We start from the raw sequence: 23,686 nt of genomic DNA, 5'->3' as shown, positions 1-23,686 counted from the left end.
GCGGCCGCTTGGGTCGACTGCGTTCAATCAGAACTTGACGCTCAGATTTGCCTTGACGCTCTGGTCGCTGACACCTCCGCCGAATTGACCTGTGTAGGTCAAACCGAGGGTCGCCTCCGGCGCGACGGCGAAATCGAGGCCGGCTTCAAGCACCGCTGTGTTTTCGGCGATCGGGACGCCGGCGATGACAAACGTGCTCGCCGGCGAGAACCCGTTCGACGACAGCGGCAAGGTGTCGCCGAAGGCATGTCTCCAGCCGATGGTGCCACGAGCCGTCGCCAGCACGCCGCCAAGGTCGAAGCTGGACGCCGCGCGAAGACCAAGGGTCGTAAACGTCGTGTCCTGCGACGCGTCCTTGCCGAATAGCGCGGCGGCTCCACCCCGCTCGGCAAAGCCGTCGCGATTGAGATGCACATAGGCCAGGTTGGCAAACGGCTCCAGATCGACCGACCCGGCCGTGAACGCATAGGCGAACTCGCCGAAGACCTGGCCCGTCCCGGCGCTGTAGTCGGCATCGAGGCTGTCCGTGAAGCCCGGGAACGAAACGGTGCGGTTCGTCTCGATATCGTGCCAGCTATAGGCGGCGCCGGTTCTAAGCGACGCATCGCCCCAACGTCCGCCGGCATAGATGCCCAGATGATAGTTGTCCGAGGTGGCCGAAGAGAACCGCGCATCGATGTCCATCGAGGAACGCGAGTAGCCGGCAAGCGCGCCTACGGTCCATTCGTCCACCTGCGTATCCGCACCGACGAAGAAGCCGCCGATGGAGCGATCCGCCTTGGCGGCATTGCCGTCACCGTCGATCCGTCCCCAGGAACCGAAGCCCTGGCTCCACAGAGCAAGTTCGCCGCTCTCGATAGCGCCGGTGATCTCGCTCGATTGCTTCGCCGCCACGGTGCCGAGCACGGTGCGCAGACGATCGTTCGCGGCATCACGCAGGAACCGGCTGTCCTCGATCAGGATCGACTGGAACGAGCTGTGCACTTCGCCGGAAAGCAGATCGAAGGCCGTGCGCGCCGCCTCGGGCGTTGCGGCAAAGGCAACCGCGTTGAAGATGGGATTGCCCATGCCCAGACGATCGATCGCTCCACTGGTGGCGATCTGGTTGCGGCTCTGACCGACGCTGGCAAAGCTGATATCGTTGCGGGTCAGCTTGAGCGAAAGGTCGTTGCCGTCGCCGCCGCTGTAGTCGACGGTCGGATCGAGGAACACCAGGTTGTCGACGATCGACGCAAAGGTGCCGGTGATCGTGCCGGAACTCGTCTTGTCGATGAGGATGAACGGGCCATTGACCGGGTTCCAGCTCGACGCCGTGTTGGGCGAAAGCAGGAGATCAAGGGTCCCACCGGAGATGTCGACGCTGCCCGAAACGACCAGCTTATCGGTGGCGGTGGGCGAGCCTTCGATCTGCAGAACCCCGTTGTTGGTGTAATTGCCGGCGATCGTCTGCGTGCCGATCGAGTTGCCCGGAGCGTGGACGCCGCCAGCCTGGATGGTCGTGTTGCCAAGCGTGCCGGTGCCGCCAAGACGCGCTCCGCGCCGGATCGTGGTCAGGCTGGAGTTCGCGAGCGAACCGTTGACGATCAGTTCGCCCGAGGTGATGTCTGTCGCGCCGGTAAAGGTGTTTGCGCCTGTCAGGGTCAGCTTGCCCGTGCCCGCCTGGGTCAGCGTGCCGTTGCCCGAGACCGCGCCGGCATAGGTCACGTCGTTCGAGCGGTTGTAGATCAGCGCGCCGTCGTTGGTGATCGAGCCGACGAATTTGCCGGTTCCGCCGATCCAGCCGGTCGTGCCGCCGTTGCCGAGTTGCAGCGTGCTGCCGGTGCCGATCGTCACCGCACCCGATGTGCTGTTGTTGGCCGTGAGCGTCAGCGTGCCCGCTCCGATCTGCGAGAACGACCCGGGGCCGGTGATCGAGCCGGCATAGGTCGAATTGGCCGAGCTGTTGAAGACGAGGGCACCGTAGTTGGTGACATTGGATGCGAGGGAACCACCCGCGCCGCCATCGCCGATCTGCAGCGTCGCCCCCTGGGAAATGCCGGCGCCGCCGGTAAAGCCGTTGGTGCCACTCAAGACCTGCGTGCCGGCACCGATCGAGATGCCACCGGTACCGTTGATCGTGCCCGAGAACGTGCCGGTCGCGTTATTGATGATCAGCGTTTTGCTACCGAGCACAACCTGCCCACTGCCGGCAAGCGACTTGACCTGTGCGGAAGCCGCAGCCGAGACGTCGAAGGTGCCATCGGCCGTCAAACCGCTCGAGGCGTTGATCCGACCCTGACCCGAAAGCGCGAGCGTGCCGCCGGCTCCGATGCTCGTCGCCCCGGTATAGGTGTTCATGCCCGTCAGCGTCAGCGTGCCGTTGCCCACCTTGTCGAGGCCGCTGCCGGTCGCGCCATCCTGCAGCACCGAGCCGATCGTGGTTGCGACGCCGTTGCCGACATTGATCGTCGCCGCCGTGCCGCTTGCCGGATTGAAGCTGAGCACCCCGCCATTGATGGTGTAGCCGCTGCCGTCGTTGGTCGCGGAGAACTGCAGCGTATCGAAGCTCTGTGTGCCGACAACATTGACGGTGCCGCCGGCGGCACCGGCAAAGACGCCGACAGAGCCGCCGAAGCTGCCGTTGATGTTGGCGCGCCCCGGAGCGCCGGTCCAGTTGGTGCCACCAGACGTCCAGGTGCCGGTACCGCCGTTGACGGTACCGTTGCCCGTCGTGTCGCCGCCATCCCAGAAGTGCATCGTCTGGCCGGCGCCGAGCACCGACAAATTGACCTGCTTGGCAATGCCGGTCTGGACCTGTTGGCTGGCGATCGTGAAGCTAGGAACCGTCGACGTCGCGGTCGTCGTCGCAAAACTGCCCGACAGCGCGCCGTCATATTCGAACAGCCGGTAGTAACCGGCCGATGCCACCTGCGCGTTCAGTGCGCCGCCGAGCGTCAGGTTGCCGCCGACCTTCACCAGATCGTTGCTGCCGACGCTGCCGACGAGCCCAGGCGTATTGAGCTCGAAAACCGAATTGGAGCCGGCATTGAGCGTCAGATCGCCACCGATCGTGATTGTGCCCGGGCTGTTGCCGGCCGAGAGCGTGCCATCGACGACGACGCTGCCGCCGATCCTGCCCGATCCCCCGAGCGTACCGCCGGTGCCGACATTGACGTTGCCGCCAAGCTGGCCGTTGACATAGGTCGTGCCCGACGTCACCGACGTTGCTCCAGCGAACAGCGAACTATCCCCCGTCAGCGTCAGCTTGCCCGTTCCCGCCTGCGAAATCGTGCCGGTGCCCGAGACCTTGCCGGCATAGCTGACATTGTTCGAGCGGTTGTAGACCAGCGCGCCATTGTTGGTGATCGAGCCGACAAAGTTCCCCGTGCCGCCGATCCAGCCTGTGGTGCCACCATTGCCGAGCTGCAGCGTGCTGCCTGTGCCGATCGTCACCGCTCCGCGCGTGCTGCTGGTCGCCGTCAGCGTCAGCGTGCCGCTGCCGATCTGCGAGAATGTGCCGTTGCCGGTGATCTCGCCGCCATAGGTCACGTCATCGGAGCGGTTAAAGATCACCGAGCCGCCGTTGGTAATGTTCGACACGAGCGAGCCACCCGTGCCGCCATTGCCGATCTGCAACGTCGCGCCAGTATTCGTACCTGCGCCACCGGCAAAGGTATTGGTACCCGTCAGGACCTGCGTGCCGGCCATGACATTGATGCCACCGGTGCCGTTGATCGCGCCCGAGAACGTACCCGTGGCGTTGTGGATGATCAGATATTGACTTCCAAGCGTGACCTGTCCGCTGCCGGCCAGCGACCTGACCTGTGCAGAAGCGGCGGCGGAAACGTCGAAGGTGCCGTTCACCGTCAATCCGCTGGAGGCATTGATGCGTCCCTGGCCCGATAGCGCCAGCGTACCGCCCGCCCCGATGCTCGTCGCCCCGGTATAGGTGTTCATGCCCGTCAGCGTCAGCGTGCCGCTGCCGGATTTGATGAGCGAGCCGTCGCCCGTAATCGTATTGTTGATCCTGCCGTTGCTGTTCTGGTCGATCGTCAGGCTGGCGGTATTGTTGATCGCGATGTTGCCGGAAAGACCCGGGTTCCCCGCAGAGAACCGGAACGTGTTGGCGCCGCCATCGAAGGTCATGGCGTTGGCGGTCCCGCCATTGCCGCCGATGATCGAACCGGATGCGCCGAGAGTCACGTCCAGGTTTCGACCGAAGATCCCAGCTCCGTGCACGCCGCCGGTCCCGCCGGATCCAACCACACCGCCCGTCACGCTGCCGCTGTTGATGATCACCGTGCCGCCGTTCAGCGCGCTGATGCCGTGACCGCCGTCGCCATTGAACTTTTCGAGAGCGTGACCGCCGGCGCCGGCATTGCCGCCGTTGCCGGCCGTGACGTTCGTGTTCACCGTCAATGTGCCGCCACCGACGAGCGCCGCGCCGTCGCCACCGTCGCCGCCGCTGCCACCGATACCGATAGCCCCCGACGCTGCCCCGCCAGCACCGCCGTGTCCGCCCCGCCCACCGGAAACTGCCGGTCCGGTTATGCTCTCCGTTCCCCCGGCGGCAACAATCCGGCCGTATCCGCCGGCCCCGCCGCCACCGCCGTCCCCGTTCGGAGACGTGCCTCCATCGCCACCGCGGCCAGCGACATTGCCCACGCTGCCGTGCGCACCGCCGCCGCCACCCGCACCGCCGCCAAAGTCGCTGCCGTTGCCGATGCCGCTTCCGCCGGTTCCTCCGTTCGGGCTGCCGCTGGTGCCGCCGGCACCACCAGTGCCGCCAACCCCGGCGCCGCTCTGGCTTCCCGCGCCACCGGCCGCACCCGGCCCGCCGCCGCCGCCGCCGTTTCCGCTATCGATGGCATCGCCGCCGGGCGTTCCCTGCAGGTTGCCGTCGACGCTGCCGCCGGCGCCGCCCCAACTCCCGCCGGTGCCGCCCTTGCCTGCCGCATGCGCGACCGGAACGGACGCGACCATGCCGAGAGCAAGGCCGGTGGCTGCGAACAACCACAGAGCGGTGCTGTTCATCAGCAAGCGCCGGCTACTGGTTACCGAACGACGCGTCGTCCGCCGCCGATCGTTGCGCGCTTCGCTCTCACGTCCGCTTCCCAAGCCCTGATTCTGACAATTGATCTTTTTCAAAGGCTTGCCCCCGCCATCGTTCAAAAATGTCCCAGGAAGCTCGCTTGCATAGCAACCCTACAGCGGCAACGCCTTATCGACGAAACAACCTACGGGTTCGACGAAGCGACAAACCCCGATATCAGCCTCTGTGGAAAATTCAGATGCCGAGACGACTGCGCAATTCCTGCCTGTAGGGGCGGGACACGGTCCAGGATTCGTCTGTTCTGCGCAGACGCACGACCCAGGCCTGTTTCGTCGGACCGGAATGACGGTCCAGCTCGGTCACGTGCGACAGGTTGACCACCGCGGTCCGATGGATGCGCAGGAAGTTCGCCTTGGGCAAAAGGCCGATCCAGAATGAAAGCGGACGAAGATCCAGCACCGCGGCTTCGTCCTTCAGCCAGACCTGGGTGTAGTCCTTGGCAGAGCGAAGCCCGACGATCGCAGACAGCGGCACGCCGCGGGTGCGTCCCGGCATATGCAGATGGACGAGCGCGCCTATCTCTGCCGACGTCGTTGCGCCAGCATCGTCCCGGTCGCCATATGTCCGCGTGCGCCCGTAGCGCGCGATCCCGATCAGCTTTGCACAGCGGACGAGCTGGTGGATTTCTTCGACCGGCCACCGACGCACCGCCCGCGTCGCATCGAAACCGATGCAGCCACGCAACGTGCCCTTGTGAAAGACCGGGACGCAGAGAACGCTCTTGTCATTCTGGCGAAGCATTTCCGCCTGAAGCGCCCGCGCCGGACGCGGTAGCCTTGCGACATCGTTGATCATGACCGCCTTGCCGGCCACCAGCCACTGATGGAGCCAGCCGATCATCGTCACCGGCGTCTGCTGCAGGTCCCCGACATGTGACGACACCTCGCCTCGCACCCATTCGTCAGTGTTGCGGAAGCGCAGAAGATCGTCGGTGTATTCGAACATCCACGCCCGGTCGGCGCCGGCAAGCTTGCCGGTTTCCTCCAGGATCGCGGCGATCGCCGCGTTGGCCGGCGAACCGATGAGGTGGGTGGCGGCCAGATAGGCCCAGTCTCGTGTGGGCTGCGCCACGGCGGGGCAAGGCGGCTCGTTCGTCGCGATCAGTTCGTAGGGCGGCAGGCCTATGGAATGATCGGACCGGTGCAATTGCTCATTCATGACGCTCGATATGGAAAGGCGAAAAGGGATCGCTCAGCAAAAATTCGGGTTTCCCGGCGATCCGGGTCGCAACAATGACAGCAACGCCCAGACATCGCCGAGAGCGGCGCTGGACAAAATTCGACAAATACCTGGCTCTTGCGGCGCGATGGCCCCCTCCATCGTCCTGTGCCGGCGTTTCTCACCGCCAGCACCACCCGCGTGGACCACTAAAATTTGTAGGTTAAATAAATGCAAGCGTAAACTGCATCGCTCCGTGGCTCATTTTTGGGTATTCCGGCCGTTCGGTCGCTACCCAAATCTGTGCTTGCCGATGGAATGAGCTGCAGACCAAGCGGTCCGGAGCAGATGAACGGCATTGGCGCCAATGGAACGGCCTGACACGAGACGACGTGCACAGACCCAAGGGTGCCCATACTCAAATCCCCCATGCTCGTTGCCAGCCGTTCCGATCACCATCAATCGGCGCCAGCAAGGACCAGGTCCTGCGGTGCTGGCGTGCTTCCAACGCGCGACAGCAAAACATCAAGCGCCGACGCAGGGAGCTGTTATCTCAGCACCAGCCGGAGCGCCCCTTGCGTTTCCTTGAGCAGCGGCAGGTAACTCTCAACCATCTCCGCTGCGGCCACGTGGGCTGCCGGCGCGCCGATGTTTAGCGCCGCAACGATCCGGCCGCGGTCGTTTTCGAGCGGCACTGCGATCGAACAGAGACCGAGTTCGAGTTCCTGATCAATCAACGCATAGCCCTGGTCGCGCACACGGCGAAACTCGGCGATCAGGTCCTCCGGATCGGTCTTCGTATAGGGCGTGTTTGCCTTGAGGTTCGATCGGGAAAGGATCTCTCGTGCCTCGTGCTCCGGCAGTGCCGCGAGCCATACCCGCCCCATGGAGGCGCAATAGGCCGGCAGTCGTGAGCCGGTCGTCAGGTTGATCGACATCACCCGCTTTTGCGAGGCGCGGGCGATATAGACGATCTCGGTTCCATCCAAGACCGAGGCCGAGGCGCTCTGCCCGGCGCGGTCTGACAATTGGTCGAGATAAGGTTGGATGATCGTCGGCAGCGGCGTTGCCGAGAGATAGGCATGGCCAAGGCGCAGGATCTTCGGCGTCAGCGCGAAGAACTTGCCGTCATAGTCTGCATAGCCGAGCTCGGAGAGGGTCAGCAGTGACCGGCGCACCGTCGCCCGGTCAAGCCCGGTAATCTTTGACGCCTCGGCAATCGACAGTTTCGGCCGGGTTTCATCGAAGGCTTCGATCACTGCCAACCCGCGCGCAAAGCCGCTGACGAAGTCCGTTTCCCGCATCCTTGCCTCCCAAATCATCGCCCATTATTTTGTGCGATATACGAACAAAAGTCAAATATCGCACAAAATATTTGACCGAGCGTTTCGATCGGCGCTTATTGGCATCCGGAAGAGGAAGGCGCCGGCTGCCCGTGGGGCGACGAAGGCCACGAACAGATCACTGAGATGAAGAGAGGAAACATGGCGAAGATCGTTTCGCTCGCCGAGGCTGTCGGCGACAATGTCAGGGATGGCGACACCGTCGCCATGGAAGGCTTCACCCATCTGATCCCCTATGCCGCGGGGCATGAGGTGATCCGCCAGGGTCGCAAGGACCTCTATCTGGTGCGTATGACGCCGGACATTCTCTATGACCAGCTGATCGGCGTGGGTGCGGCGCGTGGCATGAAGTTTTCCTGGGGCGGCAATCCCGGCGTCGGCTCGCTGCATCGCTTCCGCGACGCCGTCGAAAACCAATGGCCGCGGCCGCTGGAGATCGAGGAGCATTCCCACGCGGCGATGGCCAACGCCTATGAGGCGGGTGCCGCCAACCTGCCGTTTGCGACGCTGCGTGGTTACATCGGCGCCGACCTGCCGAAGGTAAACCCCAACATCAAGTCGGTCACCTGCCCGTTTACCGGCGAAGTGCTTGCGGCCGTACCGGCGATCCGCCCTGACGTCACGATCATTCATGCGCAACGCGCAGACAGGAAGGGCAACGTGCTGATCGAAGGCATCGTCGGCGTGCAGAAGGAGGCGGTTCTTGCCGCCAAGCGCTCGATCGTCACGGTCGAGGAGATCGTCGACGAACTCGACCCTCCGTCGCCCAATTCCCTCGTGCTGCCCCGCTGGGCCGTCACATCGGTTGCCCACGTTCCGGGTGGCGCCTTCCCGTCCTATGCGCACGGCTACTACCCGCGCTCCAACGCCTTCTACATCGGCTGGGACGAGATCGCCCGCGACCGCGATAGCTTCACCGCCTGGATCAAGGAAAACGTGCTCGACGCCAGGCCGGAAGATTTCGCCAAGCATGCCGGCAACAAACCGGCAAAAGCGGCCTGAGGGAGGATAGAATGAGCGACTTCACCCCTACCGAAATGATGACCATCGCCGCTTCCCGGGCGCTTTCCAACGACGACGTCTGCTTCGTCGGCATCGGCGCGCCCTCGGCCGCCTGCAACGTCGCGCGGCTGACGCATGCACCCGACATCACGCTGATCTACGAGAGCGGCACGGTCGGCACCAAGCCGGATGTGCTGCCGCTTTCGATCGGCGACGGCGAACTCTGCGACACGGCCCTTTTCACCGTGTCGGTGCCGGAGATGTTCCGCTACTGGCTGCAGGGCGGGCGTATCACGACAGGCTTCCTCGGTGGCGCCCAGATCGACAAGTTCGCGAACCTCAACACCACGGTCGTCGGCCCCTATGACCACCCGAAGGTGCGTCTGCCCGGTGGTGGCGGCGCTCCGGAGATTGCCTCCAATTGCGGCCGCATCTTCATCACCATGGCGCTCTCCAGGCGCGGCTTCGTCGAGAAGCTGCCCTTCATTACCTCCATGGGCCACGGCGACGGCGGCGACCACCGCGAACGGTTGGGCATGAAGACCAAGGGACCGACACGCGTCATCACCGACCTCTGCATCCTGGAGCCGCATCCGCAAACCAAGGAACTGACCGTCGTTTCGATCCATCCCGGCGTCACGCGCGAGCAGATCGTCGAGAATTGCGGCTGGGCGATCAGGTTCGCCGAGGAAGTGATCGAGACGCCGGCCCCGTCCGAACTCGAACTCAAGACCCTTCGTGACATCAACGCTCGCACCAAGAAGGCGCATCAGGGCGACAAGGAGGCTGCGTGATGGCCGAGGCTTTCATCTGCGACTACATCCGCACCCCGATCGGCCGGTTCGGCGGCTCACTCTCATCGGTCAGGGCCGACGACCTCGGTGCGGTCCCACTTCGCGCTCTGATGGAGCGTAATGCCGATGTCGACTGGGACGCCGTCGACGACGTGATCTTCGGCTGCGCCAACCAGGCGGGCGAGGACAACCGCAACGTCGCGCGCATGTCGCTGCTCCTGGCCGGCCTGCCGGTCGGCGTCACCGGGACGACGATCAACCGGCTTTGCGGCTCCGGCATGGATGCGGTCATCACGGCAGCCCGCGCCATCAAATCGGGCGAAGCCGAGCTGATGATCGCCGGTGGCGTCGAGAGCATGTCACGCGCGCCCTTCGTGATGCCGAAGGCCGATGCCGCCTTCTCCCGCAACGCCGAAATCTACGACACGACCATCGGCTGGCGCTTCATCAATCCCCTGATGAAGAAGCAATATGGCGTCGATTCGATGCCAGAGACGGGCGAGAACGTCGCGGCTGACTTTCACGTCAGCCGCGAAGACCAGGATGCGTTTGCTGTGCGCAGCCAGGCAAAGGCAGCGGCCGCGCAGGCCAATGGCCGGCTGGCGAAAGAGATCGTTTCGGTGACGATCCCGCAGCGCAAGGGCGAGCCCATTATCGTCGATCGCGACGAGCACCCGCGCGCGACGACGATGGAGGCGCTTGCCAAGCTCGGCACGCCCTTCAGACAAGAAGGCGGCACGGTGACCGCCGGCAACGCCTCCGGCGTCAACGATGGCGCGACCGCCCTGATCATCGCCTCGGAAGCGGCAGCGAAGAAATACGGCCTCAGGCCGATCGCCCGAATCCTCGGCGGGGCTACCGCCGGCGTACCGCCGCGCATCATGGGCTTTGGCCCGGCTCCGGCATCGAAGAAGCTGATGGCCCGCCTCGGGCTCACGCAGGCGCAATTCGACGTGATCGAACTCAACGAGGCCTTCGCCTCGCAGGGGCTCGCCACGCTTCGCGACCTCGGCATTGCCGACGACGACCCGCGCGTTAACCGCAACGGCGGCGCGATCGCACTCGGCCACCCCCTCGGCATGTCTGGCGCCCGCATCACCGGCACGGCGGCACTCGAACTGCACGAGACCGGCGGGCGCTATTCGCTGTCGACCATGTGCATCGGCGTCGGCCAGGGCATCGCCGTGGCGCTGGAACGGGTCTGACCACGGAAAAAGTACCGTATGAAACGCAAAGAGCCCGGCCTTTTTCCAAGGCCGGGCTCTTTGCTTTTGGGTGCTGCGTCGGTCGGCGGGCGATAATCTGCCTTCCGATCACTCCGACCAGATCGCGACGTCGACCGGGCCGAGCTTGCGGCCACCGACATGGAAGGTTGCGCCCGCAGACGCCGGCACGTCCACGGCCGTCTTGCCGTAGTTGAAGGCGAAAGTGAGCTTGCCGCGGCGGGTGATGCGCAGATCGCCAAGATCGGCGAGCGCCTCCACCGAAGCCCAGCCGAGCGCATCGCCAATCACCTTGTCCAGGAGCTCGCCGCGTGCACCCGTTGCCATGTAGCGTGCCTTGTCGTTGCCGACGAGCGCCGGAGCGCCATTGCGATAGTCGCCCTCGAAGGTCGCAAGCACGGTTTCGTTGGTGCGAACCGTCTCGCGCCAGACGCCGGCCGGATAGGTCTCGTTGCCGTAAAGCACACTCTCGCCGTGGAATTCCGGCAGCGACTCGACACGCGCGACGCTGACATCGATCAGCGCGGCGAGCGGACCCGGCGGCAGGCCCTCCGGAATATGCATGTCCTCGGTCTTGCTGCCACTGCGCGGTCCGAAAAGCACCTTGGCACCCGACGCCGCAAGCTTTTCGACAAAGGCCTGTTCCGGGATCACGAGGTCGGGTGCCAGCACCAGCTGGTAGCCTTCGAGGTCCGAGTGCTGGCCGATGATGTCGACATCGACGCCGAGGCGGGCGACGGTCGAATACCAGTCGAGCGCGATCTGCGAAGCCAGATAGGTGCGGCCCTGCGGCAGCGCCCGGGTCGCCCAGCGCGAATTGTAGTCGAGCAGGATCGCGACTTTCGCCTTCTCGCGGCGCTCACCCTTCGGCAGACGCTTCATTTCCTCGGCAACCTGCGCGACTTCGAGATAGCCCTGGTCAGCCTCGCTGTTCGGAAGCAGCAGACCCGCATGGAACTGTTCCTGCGCAAACGGCACCTGGCGCCAGCGGAAATAGGAGACCATGTCGACGCCGTGGGCATAGGCGAGCCAGGTCCAGAGCCGCACCATGCCGTCGGCCGGCGACTGATTGTGCGAGGCCCAGTTTACCGGGCCCGGCTGCTGCTCCATCACCCAGACGCGGCCGTTGCCGACGGCGCGGTAGAGATCGTGGTTGAAGGCCGGTTGGTCGGGATCGCCGACGCGCAGATACCGGCCCTTGTCTTCCGACGAGAGACGACCATTGAGCAGGCCACCCATCGGATAGACGTCCCACGACGCGATATCGATGTCCTCGCCGACCTTGTAATGGTCGAAGTCGGTGTTCTGCGACATGAAGTTGTGCGTCACCGGACGGCCCGGCGAGTGCTTGCGAATGATGTCGACCTGCGCCTTGTTGAAGCTCTTCACCTGGTCTGAGGAGAAGCGGATGTAGTCGACGATATGGGTCGGGCTCGGCTCTTCGACGAGGTTGTTCGGAAGCTCGACCTCGTCGAAGCTCAGATAGTTCATCGCCCAGAAGGCCGTACCCCAGGCGCGGTTCAGCTCGTCGACCGTGCCATAGCGGGCCTCAAGCCATTCGCGGAAGGCGCGCAGCGCCTCGTCGGAATAGCTGTAGATCGTGTCGTGGTCGCCGTACTCGTTATCGGTTTGCCAGGCATGGACGAAGGCGTTTTTGCCGTAGCGCTCGGCCATGGCTTCGGAAATCCGCGCCGCCTCGATGCGGTAGCGGCGACTGGAGAAGCAGTAGTGACGGCGGGCGCCGAACTTGCGCACCACACCCTTGACGTCGACGGGCAGGATGTCCGGGTAGCGGTCGATCAGCCACTTCGGAGGTGCGGCGGTCGGTGTTCCCAGAATGACCTTAAGACCGGCCTTGCCGAGCACCTCGATCGCGTCGTCCAGCCACTCCCAGTGGAATTCGCCCGAGCGGGGCTCGATCTTCGCCCAGGCGAATTCGCCGATGCGCACCCAGGCAAGGCCGAGCTCGACCATGCGGCGGGCATCCTCTTCCCATTTTTCGCGCGGCCACTGCTCCGGATAGTAGCAGACGCCGAGTTCCAGCATGTCCGTCTGCTGTTCCTTGGCGTTGAAGCGGTTCGATCTCGTCAGGGGCATGTGCACGGTTCCGGTCCTTCGTCATGTCTTACGGCCGGTTGGGTCCGACCTCGGGTTTTGTCTGTGCGCCCTTGAATATAAACGTTTATATTCAAGGGCATGAATGGGCGCCCTGAGCGGGCGTGAAATTCGTCAACGGTTCGGGTTCAAGCGGTCGTCGCAACGCTCGATCAGGTTCGGCATGAGCAGCGTCTGCAGCGCTTCCGGCGGCTCACCCTCCATGCGCCTGAGGATATAGGCGCCAAGCAGGCTGCTCGGTTCACTGATCGGCAGGTAATAGGTGGTGATCGGCGGCGCGAAATACTGGCTGACGTTGAGATCGTCGGTGGCGTTGATCACCGCATCGCGGCCATGCACCAGCCCGCGCTCGTGGAAGCCCGAGAAGGCGCCGAGCGCGGAGGCTTCATTGGCGCAGATATAGGCGGTCGGCGGGTTGCCGAGCTCCGACATGGTCAGCACGTTCTCGCGGCCGAAAGCCGGCGTCAGACGGCCATGGGCGACGAGCGCCGGATCATAGGGAAGCCCCGCGACATCAAGCGCATGCCTGTAGGCTTCGAGCCGGGTGATGCCGTAGCTTAAGTCCGAGAGCGGGTTGAGCAACGCGATGCGGCGATGACCGCGCTCGGTGAGCCGCGCCATCGACACCCGGATCATCTGCTCGTTGTCGGCATCGACATAGGCATGCGGCGCATTGTGAACGCTGGTGCCATAGGTGACGAAGGGGAAATCGGCCGCCTGCATCGTACGGATGCGGGGATCGTCGGCGCGGGTGCCCGAGATGATGATGCCGTCGGCCTTCTTCAGCGAAACGATCTGCTTGATGACCGCCTGGCTCTCCTCGAAATTGCGGACCGCATAGAGCGAGACGCGATAGGGACTGTCTTCCAGCGCCCAGGAAATGCCGCTCAGGAGCTGCGCGTATTCGACGCCTTCCCATTCGTTCTGCTTCGGACCCGGCGCGGTCATGATGGCTGCGACCTGATAGGTCTTGCCGGTGCGTAACTGCACGCCATGCATGTTCAGTTCGTAGCCGACGCGTTCCGCCGCTTCGATCACGATCGCGCGCGTCTCCGGACGAACCTGAGGCGAATGCTTCAGGGCCTTGGAAACGGTGGCGATGGAAAGCCCCGTCTCCTGCGCAATGGTCTTGATCGTCGGTCTCTGCATGGCGGTTCTGCTCGTCACGGGTTGTCAGCGCTGAGCGATGCTGCCAGCACAAGATAGACTGCGGATGTCCAGGCGAATGCGCGATCGCGAAGGCCCCTCCCCGAGCGCGCGTCGAAGTTTTCGGCCATACCGCTTTTGCTCGCAAGTGAACAGAACTTTTCCGCGACTTCGCGCGCGAGCTCAATCTTCCCTTGCCGGCGCAGTCCATCCCAGAGAAGCAGCGTGGTCGGCGCCCAAATCGGCCCGCGCCAGTAACCGTCGTCTTCGTAGAAGGAACTCTTCGGGCTTTCCGTCGCCGGGCCCCATTCGGTGATGAAACCGCCGGCGACGAGCCGCGCGACAAGCTTGTCGCGCATGTCGGGCGTCAGCCGCGAACCAAGCAGCAGGGGCATGAACTGGATGAGGTTTTCGCCCGGCAAGATCCGCTCCGGATCCGCAGCGAGCCGGGCGCCAAAGGTCTCGCCGGTCCAGAGGCGCTCGAACAGCAGCGCCTGCAGGTCGTCTGCCTTCTGCCGCCACATCGCCCGGCGTTCTCGATCGTCTTCAAGAAGCTCGGCCAATGCCTCGCAGGCAAGGATCAGGAAAACCGGCAGATCCGGCGAGATCACCGGGCCGCCTTCGGCAAAGAAGGTGGCGTTGTCCCAGCCGCTGTCGTTGCCGTGGAAATAGGACGGCAGGCTCGTCCGATCCTTGCGGCCATAGGTGAGCCAGTAATCCACCTGCTTGCCGATGGCGTCGCGCAGGTAAGACTTGCGCTCTGCCGTCAGGAAGCCCGGATCGGCGGCCGCGATCAGCGATATCGCCCAACCGTGCACCGGCGGCTTGGTGAAAGCAAAGAGCACGTCGCGGTCGTTGACATAGTCCGGCAGCAGGCCGGACGCGTCCTGGTGGTCGAAGATCGCCGCGAACTGATCGAAGGCAAGATCCGGCTCAAAGGCGGCGACACCGAGGGCGGAAAAGGCGTTGTCCCAGCTCCAAATGTTGATCATGTGGTTCTTCGACATGTAGATCGCCGGCCGCGTCAACGCGCCACCCGCCGGCACGCTGTTCGCCCAGAGCAGATAGCTTGCCAGCCGATGCGCCTCGCCCTGGCCGTCAACACCTCCGGGAACGCGCGCGTGCCACGCAGAGAATTCTGCCTTCGCATCCGAAAGCGCCTCGGCGAACCGACCGGGCCGATCAGCCGGCGACACGGTACGGAAGAAATCGACATTGCCCTCGAAGGCACCGGTCCCCGAAAACGCCAAGGACACGTCTTCGGAATGATCGCGCTGCCAGGCGCCGGTGACCTTCAGGTCGCCGGTGATCGCCCGCGGGATGAACTTGACGTTTTCGACGGCAGCGACGAGGCAATCCTCTCCGTTCGGCGTGCGGTAGACATAATCGTAACGCGAGCCTTCGAGATGGAAGCGCACGCCGGCTTGTCTGCCGGATATGTGCAGCCGCTCCCCTTCGCCGATGACGAAGGTGACTTCGCCGTCACCGACGCGTGCGTCGAGTCGTTCGGGTGAAAGCACGAGCACCGGGGCCACGGCCCTGCCATCCGCATCGAGAAATGCCACGCGGCAGAGGCGACCGAGCGATGGCCGCTCGTCGCCGCCTGCCACGTGGCGGAGATAAAGTGCCCGCTCGCCGTCGCGGCCCGGCACGCGCATCATCGAGAGCGTCAGGAACCGGCCCCTGCGGCTGAAGGGCACGGTATCGATGTCGAACAGCATGCCGTTATCCCTTCACCGACGAGCCGACTGCGCCATCCATGATGTAGCGCTGGGCGACGAAGAAGAGGGCGAGCGGCGGCAGGCAGAGGATGACCGTGATCGCGGCGATCGAGGTCACGTCCACCTCGTGCAGGCCCTTGAACATGGAGAGGCCGAGCGTGAGGGTGTATTTCGACTGGTCGTTGAGGAAGATCAACGGGCCGAGATAGTCGTTCCAGGCATTCATGAAGTGGAAGGTGCCGACCAGCACCAGGGCCGGCATCATCAGCGGCAGATGGATGCGCCAGTAGATGTCGAAAGCGTTGGCGCCATCCATGCGGGCCGCCTCGTCGATCTCCATGGGCACAGTCATGATGTACTGGCGCAAAAGGAAGACGAAGAAAGCATCGGCGAAATAGGCGGGCACGATCAAGGGCTTCAGCGTGTTGATCCAGCCGAGCAGGTTGAACTCCATGTAGAGCGGGATCATCTTCACGTCCCACGGGATCATCATGGTGGCGAGCAGCAGGATGAACAGCGGGTCGCGGCCGGGGAAGCGGAAGCGGGCAAAGCCATAGGCAACCAGCGACGACGAGATCAGCTGGCCGATCGTCGACAGCACCACGACGATCACCGAATTGGTGAGGTAGGTGCCGAAGGGCTGCTTGTTCCAGGCGGCGGCAAAGTTCTCCCAGTGCCATTCCGACGGCCAGAAGACTGGCGGGAACTGGTAGAGCTCGGCGGAGCTTTTGATCGCCGTCATGAAGGTCCAGTAGAACGGCGCGATGAACAGCGCCGAGAGCAGGATGAGCGCGGAATAGAGCAGCGTCTTACGCATTGTGCTCTCCATCGTTCTGGCGGACTTCGCCTTCGTAATAGACCCAGGCAGCCGACCAGCGCATGACGCCGAGGCTGAGCAGGAGCACGATGATGAACATCACCCAGGAGCCGGCGGCGGCATAGCCCATGTCGAAATACTTGAAGGCGTTGTCGTAGATGTACATGGCGAAGAAATAGGTGGAGCCGAGCGGTCCGCCCTTGGTCAGAAGCAGCGCGATCGTCAGCTGCTGGAAGGCCGAGATGATCGAGGTGATGAAGGTGAAGAGCAGCATCGGCCCGAGCATCGGCAGGGTGATGAAGACCATCTGCGCCCAGCCGGGAACGCCCGAAACGGTTGCGGCCTCGTAGAGCTCCTTCGGGATGGCTTTCAGGCCCGTCAAGAGGATCAGCATCGTGCCGCCGAGCCCCCAGAGGCTGGCGATGATGATGGCGACGATCGCGAGGTTGGGATCGCCGAGCCAGTTCGGCCCGTCGATGCCGACGAAGGAGAGCATGAAGTTCAAAAGCCCGTATTCCCGGCTGTAGATCCAGCTCCAGATCGTCACCAGCGCGACGCCGGAAATGACGCTCGGCAGGTAGAAGGCGGTGCGGAAGAAGCCGCTGGCGAAGGTAATGTTATGCAACATCAGCGCCAGCAGGAACGACATGACGATGTTGAACGGCACATAGATTGCCGCAAACTTGACCGTAATCCAGAGGCTTTCCCAGAACTGCGGATCCTCGAACAGCATGGAACGATAGTTTTCGAGCCCGACGAACGTGCGTTCACCGACGACGGGCCAGTCGTAGAAGCTCATTGTCAACGAGAAGACGAGCGGGCCAAGCGTGAAGAACAGAAACCCGAGGATCCACGGGGAAATGAACAGATAGGCCGCGATGTGGCGGGCGAAGGCCGAGCGCTTGCGCTTGGCCGCGGCCGGCACTGCGGCTGTTGCATAGGTCATGTCCATCTCCCCGGGCTCCCTTGTCTTACTTGATCAGCCGCTTCGAGCGGGCAACCGCCTCGTCGAGATGCTGCTTGGCATTGCCCTGGTCGATCATCGTCGCCTCGATGGCGCGAGCGAGATTGTCCTGGACCTTGCCCCAGTTGGCGTTCTTCAGGAACGCATGGGTTTCGGTGTTGGAGGTCGCGAGAATGTCGAAGAACGGCTTGTAGATCGGGTCCTTGGTCATGCCCTTTTCTTCCGCAACGCTGGTGCGCACCGGCAGGTCGTTGATGCGCATGGCAACCGCTTCCGGCGAGGAGAAGAACTTGACGAATTCCCAGGCGAGGTCCGGATGGGCCGCATCCTTGGCGATCGAGATCGCCGAAACGCCGAGCGCCGAGTGGGCGGTCTTGTCGCCGAACTTCGGCAGTGGTGCTACGCCATACTTGATGCCGGATGCATCGATGCCGGACTTCGACCACATGGCGCTCTGGAACATCGCGATCTTGCCGCCCTTGAACAGCGTGCTGCCCGACGTGTCGTCGCCGAGGTTCAGCGTGATCGCTTCCTGCTTCTTGGCCATGTCGCCGAACATGTCGAGGACTTGGGCGGCGGCGTCGCTGTTCATGTAGCCGTCGATCTTTTTGCCATCGTCGGAAATGTACTTGGTGCCGTTCGACCAGAGGAACTGCTCGAAATCATAAGGGTCGGGCTTGGCGTCGACGGCAAAGCCATAGACCTTGTTTGGCTCGTCGCGGAACTTGGCAGCCTTGGCGCGCAGGTCGTCCCAGGTCCAGCCGTCCTTCGGTTCCTCGACGCCGGCCCTGGCGAACATGTCCTTGTTGTAGAACACCACCTGGGTGGTGAAGCCCGACGGCATGCCGTAGGTCTTGCCTTCGACACGAACCGTGTTCATCAGGCCCTTCGGGAAATCGTCCGGCTTGATCTCGGCCGCGTCCTTGGCGATCAGATCGTCGAGCGCCTTCAGCGACGTGTAATATTGCGGGAAGTTCCACATATACATGACGTCAGGCGGGTTGCCGGCACCGAAGGCGGCGATCAGCTTCTGATCGTAGCCATCGGCGTAGGGTTCGACCTGAACCTTCACGCCCGGGTGCTTTTCCTCGAACTTCTTGGCGATTTCCTGCTGGATCGCCAGGCTTTCGTCCGTATCCCAGGTCGCAAAACGCAAGGTCTCTTCTGCGCGAGCCGTGGCGGTTCCGGCGATCGCCAGAACCATCAGCGAGCCGATGATCGACTTCCTGTTGAGCATGTTTCTCCTCCTCCTTCGGGTTACGCGACCCGCTTTGCCTTTTCCTGATTGATGAGCGCCTGCGTCTCGCCATCGAGACGTCGGGCAACCGCCTGGCCATCGCCGTCGAACAGATGGCAATGCTCGGCCGGCAGACGCAGATGCACGCGCTCGCGGGCGGAAACCGGATGCGTGCCGCGCACGACCGCGGTCATGTCGCCACCATTCTGAAGGCTGATATGGACGTGGCTTTCCGTGCCGAGCCGCTCGACGAGGCGCACGTCGCCGACGAGGTGACCCTCCTCAGCCGAAACAAGCTCGATCTTGTCCGGGCGAATGCCGAGCGTCACCGACTTGGGCTTGGCGACCGGTGCGGCCGAGAGCATTTCGAGCGTGAGCGGATGGGCGAGACCACCGCCGTTGAGCGTCACCGCCGTATCGACCTGCGACGTCACTTCGGTGGTCACGAAGTTCATGCGCGGCGAGCCGATGAAGCCGGCGACGAACAGGTTGGCCGGCTGATAGAAGAGTTCGAGCGGCGTACCGAACTGGCTGACCTTGCCCTTGTCGAGCACAACGACACGATCGGACAGCGTCATCGCTTCCACCTGGTCGTGGGTCACATAGATCATCGTCACGCCGAGACGTTCATGCAGCGCCGCAAGTTCGACGCGCATGGTGACGCGCAGGCCCGCGTCGAGGTTCGACAGCGGCTCGTCGAGCAGGAAGAGCTTTGGCTCACGCACGATCGCGCGGCCGATCGCCACCCGCTGGCGCTGGCCGCCGGAAAGCTGGCGCGGCTTGCGGGCCAGCAGTTCCTTGATGCGCAGGATGTCGGCAGCGCTCTCGACGCGGCGGTCGATCTCGTCGCGTTTCATGCCGTTCAGCGCCAGACCGAAGGACAGGTTCTTGCGCACGTTCATGTGCGGATAAAGCGCGTAGTTCTGGAAGACCATGGCGATGTCGCGCTTGGCCGAAGCGACGTCGGTGATATCGCGATCGCCGAGATGGATCGAGCCGCCGTCGAGATCCTCGAGGCCGGCGATCGAGCGCAGCAGCGTGCTCTTGCCGCAGCCGGACGGACCGAGGAAGCAGACGAACTCGCCGTCGGCGATATCGAGGTTGATACCCTTCAAGACTTCGAGCGAACCAAAGCCTTTGCGCAAATTGTCGATGCGGATCGCTGCCAACGGGCCCTCCCTGCCGGCGGAGCACTGCTGCGGCCAACGGCCGAGTTGCAGCGCCAAGTTAAACGTTTATATGCACGATAAAAACGTTTAACTTTCTTGTAAAGCGGAAAATCGCATCGATCCGATTTTGCTGTTGAGAGCAGAGAGCAATGACAAAACGGCCGCCCGGAGGCGGCCGTTTTTGGTCTTTTGTCTCAGACGCTTAGACGCTGAAGCGTATCGTCCAGCGCATCGAGGAAGCGGTCGCAATCCTCGGCGCTGAAGGGCGCCGGCGGCTTCACCTTCAGCACATTGTGGTGCGGTCCCTCGCTGCTCAAGAGAATGCGGTGCTTGCGCTTCATCTCGGCAATGACGAAATCAAGCTCGCGCGCTGCCGGCTCCAGCGTCTCGCGGTTGCGCACCAGTTCGATGCCGTTGAAGAGGCCGTGGCCTCTGACATCACCGATGATCGCGTGTTTGCCGGCGAGCGTCCGCGCCCCGTCCATCAGCCTGTCACCGACGACGCGGCAATGGTTCATTAGCCGCTCGTCGCGGATGACATCGAGCACGGCAAGGCCGATCTCGGCCGAGACCGGATTGCCGCCGAAGGTGTTGAAATACTCCATGCCGTTGGCAAAGGAGGCCGCGATCGCTTCGGTCGTGACGACGGCCGCCATCGGGTGGCCGTTGCCTATCGGCTTGCCCATGGTGACGATGTCAGGCACGACGCCCTGGAGTTCATGCGCCCACATGTGGCTGCCCACGCGGCCGAAGCCCACCTGCACCTCGTCGGCGAGGCAGAGGCCGCCGGCGGCGCGCACATGCGCATAGGCTTCGCGCAGATACCTTTCCGGAAGCGACAATTGCCCACCGGTCCCAAGAATGCCTTCGCTGAAGAAAAGCGCCGGGCGGCGACCATCGGCAGCAAGAGCCGCAACCTGGTTGCGCACATCCTCGGCATATTTCCGGCCCGCATCCGCGTCACCATAGCGATAGCGCCCGCGATAGAGGTCCGGCATCTCGGCGACCCTCACATGCAACGCCTGCCCCTCCCCGCCCTTGCCGGCGAACTTGTAGGGGCTGACGTCGATCAGGCTCGACAGGTGGCCGTGATAGGCGTGGTCGACGGTGATGATGTCGCGATTGCCGGTATAGGCACGCGCCAGCCGGATCGCGAGGTCGTTCGCCTCGCTGCCGGAATTGACGAAGAAGCAGACGTTGAGCGGATCGGGAAACTGCGCGGCGAGCCTGCGGGAATATTCGACCAGCGAATCGTGCAGGTAGCGCGAATTGGTGTTCAGCCGCTGCATCTGCGCCTGTGCGGCCTTGACGACGCGCGGGTGGCAATGGCCGACGTGGCAGACATTGTTGACCATGTCGAGCCAGCGCGTGCCGTCCTCGTCGATCAGATGCGCGCCCTCGCCACCGACGATCTTCAAGGGTGTCGCGCTATAGGCGATGCTCAGCGACCGACCAATGCGACGATGGCGTTCACGCACAAGAAAGGCCTTGTCGCGCGGGACGATCACAGAGACCGGCACCGAAAGGCCAAGCACGACGCTCGGGTCCGGGCTCACTTCGCGCCAGACCTGCCATTGATCGCGCACGCCGACGCCATGCATCTGTCCGGCGAGACCGAGATGATCGGTGACGATCTGGAAATGCAGATGCGGCGCCCAGTTGCCGTTTTCGTCAGCGGAACCGAAGGCGGCAAAAACCTCGCCCTTGGCGATCGCCTGCCCCTTGGCGAGCTTGGCAACGCTGTTGCGCGAAAGATGACCGTAGAGCGTCCAGAAGCGCAGACCGCCTTCGACCTCGTGCTCGAGAAGTACGGTCGGACCGAAACCAAAGGCAACCGCGTCGTCGTGTATGTAGGCGACCTTGCCGGCGAAGGGTGCCGAGACCGGCTCGCCCGCCGGCGCGAAGATGTCGACGCCGAGATGCACCGAGCGCCGCGCGCCTTCGATCGCGGTCTCATAGGCGTCGCCCTGGTAGATCCCGCGATCCTCGCCGTAGAGGCCGATGCCGAAGGCGGCGCCTTCGCTGCCGATCTGGGCCATGATGCGGGCTTCAGCTTCCGCCGCATCGAGGCTTGACCATCGCGCGGCCTCCGGGCCGGCGGCGGAGAAATCGAACACCGTCACCTTCGGTTTTTTGACCGAGGGCCGAACGATCGGCGCGAAGTCATGCGCGTTCTTTTCGAGCCAGCGAACCACGGCAGCGGCATGCGGGATCGGCGCAAAGCCGCAGGCATCGCGGATGCGCGCGATGGCGATTGCGCGGTTTTCGCCCTGCAGGCGATTGAGCTCGCGCCAGACATCCTCCTGGCTGACGAGCAGATAGGTATTCTCAGGATTGTCCCGGATCTGCTTTGCCGCCATGCACATGCTGACGGCGTAGCGGGTCTTGACCAGATCGAAGACCAGTTCGACTTCCGCCTCGCTTAACGGATTGACCTGATGGTAGGCGCCGGCAAGGGCTGCAACCGTGCCGACCGGATCGGGAGACCCGATCAGCGTATAGGCAGAGGCGACGGCGATCTCGATCACGCGCCAGGTCTCGACCATATCACCGAAGTCGAGCAAGCCGCTGACAACGCCATCCTTGTCGAGCAGCACGTTGTAGTCGTTGGCGTCGTTGTGAATGACCTGCTTCGGGCAGGAGGCAAGACGCGGAAGGACCGTCGAAGAAAAGTGCTCGAGGATCGCCTGAACCGCTTCCCGCTTGTCGGCGCCGTCGATCAGTTCCACATGGCAAGCGTGCATGTCGGCGCGGCCGATGTCCCAGGCATAGAGCCGCTTGGCGCCCGCATGGGAGAAATCTTCGAGGCCGCGGTCAAGACCGGCGAGCAGGCGCCCGAGGCTTTCGGCGCTCGCCATGTCGCGAAGCGGCGCCTTCGCCCAGATATCGCCGGGCAGCCAGGCGAGCAGCCGTGCGGTGCGCGGGCCTCGAAGTTCGATCTTGCTCGTGACGCCACCCGAGCGATCGCGAAACGTCCGTGAGATCGGCAGCCCCGAATCCTTGGCGGCGATGTGTTCGAGCACCGCAATCTGCATCTCGAGTTCGTCCGCATCGCCGGCAGCGTGCAGCTTCAACAGATACTCCTGGCCATCGGCAGCCGAGACACGATAGTTGAGATCGTGCTCGCCCTGCAGCGGCGAGAGGCTTGCCTCGATGCCGTAGGTCTCAATGAGCCAGATCCGGATCGTTGCCAATTCCTGCTCGGTTCTCAAATCTCTGTCTGCCATTTCACTGTCCTGTCACCACGAAACCCGGCGCCCGTCATAGGCGCGGAAACTGCCGCTATCGGCCAAACCTGTGCCGTCGATGATCGCCTTCAGCCCGGCAGCACTTGTCGCCACCGAAACGACGGCTTCGCTGCCGCCCATATCCGTCTGCACCCAACCAGGATGCAGCGAGACGACGGAAATCCCGTCGCCCTTCAGATCCTGCGCCAGCTTGACCGTCGCCATGTTCAGGGCCGCCTTGGAGCAGCGATAGGCATAGTCGCCGTCATCATCGTCGAGCGTGCCTTCGGCAAGGGAGCCGGCGCGGCTGCTGATATTGGCGACGACGCGATGTTCGCCGGCGCGCAGGTTCGCAAGGAGCGCCCGCGTCACCAGCAGCGGCGCCAGCGCATTGACGCGCATAACATCGAGAAACTCGCCCGGTTCAAGCGTCGCGAGGCCGCCGGTATCGCCGCGCACGGCCGCATTGTTGATCAGCAGATCGATCGCGACGCCTTGCAGCGACTGACCGAGAGCCTCGATCGATGCGGGATCGGCAACGTCCAGCACCAACCGATCCGCCGAACCTTCGCTCGCGACCGGTCCCCGCTGGCAGGCGATCACCCGCCAGCCGTCTTCGGCGTAAAGCCGCGCGAGTTCCGAGCCGAGGCCGCGGGAGGTACCTGATATCAGCACCGT

15 protein-coding genes are annotated in these 23,686 nt (G+C 63.7%); 3 read left to right on the top strand and 12 right to left on the bottom strand.

What is annotated here, in order from left to right; all coding sequences use genetic code 11:
- Nucleotides 1-27: 27 nt before the first annotated feature.
- The 3 genes from BLU15_RS18035 to BLU15_RS18025 form a co-directional block, all read right to left on the bottom strand.
- The gene (locus BLU15_RS18035; protein WP_090296944.1) at nucleotides 28-5,013 is read right to left on the bottom strand and encodes an autotransporter domain-containing protein; all 4,986 of its coding nucleotides are present in this window, start codon (nucleotides 5,011-5,013) and stop codon (nucleotides 28-30) included.
- A 253-nt stretch (nucleotides 5,014-5,266) separates the two neighbouring features.
- Nucleotides 5,267-6,250 (bottom strand): GAF domain-containing DNA-binding protein, encoded by a 984-nt coding sequence (locus BLU15_RS18030; protein WP_090296940.1) that lies wholly within the window; start codon nucleotides 6,248-6,250, stop codon nucleotides 5,267-5,269.
- Nucleotides 6,251-6,798: 548 nt separating this feature from the next.
- Nucleotides 6,799-7,554: an IclR family transcriptional regulator gene (locus BLU15_RS18025; RefSeq protein WP_090296937.1), complete on the bottom strand. Its 756-nt coding sequence runs from the start codon at nucleotides 7,552-7,554 to the stop codon at nucleotides 6,799-6,801.
- 180 nt (nucleotides 7,555-7,734) lie between these two features.
- Here BLU15_RS18025 and BLU15_RS18020 point away from each other — a divergent pair, with 180 nt between their 5' ends.
- From BLU15_RS18020 to pcaF, 3 genes are read left to right on the top strand one after another with little or no spacing between them, the layout of a single operon-like run.
- Nucleotides 7,735-8,595 carry a CoA transferase subunit A gene (locus BLU15_RS18020; RefSeq protein WP_090296934.1) on the top strand — a complete coding sequence of 287 codons (861 nt, stop codon included), beginning with the start codon at nucleotides 7,735-7,737 and terminating at the stop codon, nucleotides 8,593-8,595.
- Nucleotides 8,596-8,606: 11 nt separating this feature from the next.
- Nucleotides 8,607-9,389 carry a CoA-transferase subunit beta gene (locus tag BLU15_RS18015; RefSeq protein WP_060522042.1) on the top strand — a complete coding sequence of 261 codons (783 nt, stop codon included), beginning with the start codon at nucleotides 8,607-8,609 and terminating at the stop codon, nucleotides 9,387-9,389.
- Nucleotides 9,389-10,594, top strand: a complete 1,206-nt coding sequence (pcaF, locus tag BLU15_RS18010) for a 3-oxoadipyl-CoA thiolase (protein ID WP_090296932.1) — start codon at nucleotides 9,389-9,391, stop codon at nucleotides 10,592-10,594. The genes BLU15_RS18015 and pcaF overlap by 1 nt, the downstream gene beginning before the upstream one ends.
- Before the next feature lie 108 nt (nucleotides 10,595-10,702).
- Here pcaF and BLU15_RS18005 read toward each other — a convergent pair whose 3' ends face one another.
- From BLU15_RS18005 to BLU15_RS17965, 9 genes are all read right to left on the bottom strand, one after another.
- Complete coding sequence (locus tag BLU15_RS18005) at nucleotides 10,703-12,715, bottom strand: beta-galactosidase (protein WP_034805840.1); 2,013 nt, start codon at nucleotides 12,713-12,715, stop codon at nucleotides 10,703-10,705.
- Nucleotides 12,716-12,841: 126 nt separating this feature from the next.
- On the bottom strand, nucleotides 12,842-13,876 hold the full coding sequence (locus tag BLU15_RS18000) for a LacI family DNA-binding transcriptional regulator (protein WP_090296929.1): 1,035 nt from the start codon (nucleotides 13,874-13,876) through the stop codon (nucleotides 12,842-12,844).
- A 14-nt stretch (nucleotides 13,877-13,890) separates the two neighbouring features.
- The gene (locus BLU15_RS17995; protein WP_090296927.1) at nucleotides 13,891-15,594 is read right to left on the bottom strand and encodes an amylo-alpha-1,6-glucosidase; all 1,704 of its coding nucleotides are present in this window, start codon (nucleotides 15,592-15,594) and stop codon (nucleotides 13,891-13,893) included.
- Nucleotides 15,595-15,598: 4 nt separating this feature from the next.
- Entirely contained in the window at nucleotides 15,599-16,411 is an 813-nt protein-coding gene (locus BLU15_RS17990; RefSeq protein WP_034805833.1) for a carbohydrate ABC transporter permease, read from the bottom strand.
- The gene (locus BLU15_RS17985) at nucleotides 16,404-17,357 is read right to left on the bottom strand and encodes a carbohydrate ABC transporter permease (protein WP_234798784.1); all 954 of its coding nucleotides are present in this window, start codon (nucleotides 17,355-17,357) and stop codon (nucleotides 16,404-16,406) included. Before BLU15_RS17985 ends, BLU15_RS17990 begins: the two co-directional genes overlap by 8 nt.
- A gap of 25 nt (nucleotides 17,358-17,382) precedes the next feature.
- Nucleotides 17,383-18,612, bottom strand: a complete 1,230-nt coding sequence (locus BLU15_RS17980) for an ABC transporter substrate-binding protein (RefSeq protein WP_089042821.1) — start codon at nucleotides 18,610-18,612, stop codon at nucleotides 17,383-17,385.
- A gap of 20 nt (nucleotides 18,613-18,632) precedes the next feature.
- Nucleotides 18,633-19,781, bottom strand: coding sequence for an ABC transporter ATP-binding protein (locus BLU15_RS17975; RefSeq protein WP_060522036.1), 1,149 nt, complete (start codon nucleotides 19,779-19,781; stop codon nucleotides 18,633-18,635).
- Between the two features lie 194 nt (nucleotides 19,782-19,975).
- Nucleotides 19,976-23,008, bottom strand: a complete 3,033-nt coding sequence (locus BLU15_RS17970; protein ID WP_090296924.1) for an aminotransferase class III-fold pyridoxal phosphate-dependent enzyme — start codon at nucleotides 23,006-23,008, stop codon at nucleotides 19,976-19,978.
- A 12-nt stretch (nucleotides 23,009-23,020) separates the two neighbouring features.
- Nucleotides 23,021-23,683 carry an SDR family oxidoreductase gene (locus BLU15_RS17965; protein WP_060522034.1) on the bottom strand — a complete coding sequence of 221 codons (663 nt, stop codon included), beginning with the start codon at nucleotides 23,681-23,683 and terminating at the stop codon, nucleotides 23,021-23,023.
- Nucleotides 23,684-23,686: the final 3 nt, after the last annotated feature.

It is taken from the genome of Ensifer sp. YR511 (assembly GCF_900103045.1).
Taxonomy (GTDB): Bacteria; Pseudomonadota; Alphaproteobacteria; order Rhizobiales; family Rhizobiaceae; genus Ensifer; species Ensifer adhaerens.
The sequence above is the reverse complement of the archived record's forward strand: the minus strand, read 5'-3'. Positions and strand labels throughout refer to the sequence as shown.

Coding starts and splice junctions, on each gene's coding strand:
- pcaF (WP_090296932.1), top strand. CDS start 9,389: ATGGCCGAGGCTTTCATCTGCGACTACATCCGCACCCCGATCGGCCGG.
- BLU15_RS18025 (WP_090296937.1), bottom strand. CDS start 7,554: ATGCGGGAAACGGACTTCGTCAGCGGCTTTGCGCGCGGGTTGGCAGTG.
- BLU15_RS18030 (WP_090296940.1), bottom strand. CDS start 6,250: ATGAATGAGCAATTGCACCGGTCCGATCATTCCATAGGCCTGCCGCCC.
- BLU15_RS17985 (WP_234798784.1), bottom strand. CDS start 17,357: ATGACCTATGCAACAGCCGCAGTGCCGGCCGCGGCCAAGCGCAAGCGC.
- BLU15_RS17995 (WP_090296927.1), bottom strand. CDS start 15,594: ATGCTGTTCGACATCGATACCGTGCCCTTCAGCCGCAGGGGCCGGTTC.
- BLU15_RS18000 (WP_090296929.1), bottom strand. CDS start 13,876: ATGCAGAGACCGACGATCAAGACCATTGCGCAGGAGACGGGGCTTTCC.
- BLU15_RS18020 (WP_090296934.1), top strand. CDS start 7,735: ATGGCGAAGATCGTTTCGCTCGCCGAGGCTGTCGGCGACAATGTCAGG.
- BLU15_RS17990 (WP_034805833.1), bottom strand. CDS start 16,411: ATGCGTAAGACGCTGCTCTATTCCGCGCTCATCCTGCTCTCGGCGCTG.
- BLU15_RS18035 (WP_090296944.1), bottom strand. CDS start 5,013: ATGAACAGCACCGCTCTGTGGTTGTTCGCAGCCACCGGCCTTGCTCTC.
- BLU15_RS18015 (WP_060522042.1), top strand. CDS start 8,607: ATGAGCGACTTCACCCCTACCGAAATGATGACCATCGCCGCTTCCCGG.
- BLU15_RS17980 (WP_089042821.1), bottom strand. CDS start 18,612: ATGCTCAACAGGAAGTCGATCATCGGCTCGCTGATGGTTCTGGCGATC.
- BLU15_RS17970 (WP_090296924.1), bottom strand. CDS start 23,008: ATGGCAGACAGAGATTTGAGAACCGAGCAGGAATTGGCAACGATCCGG.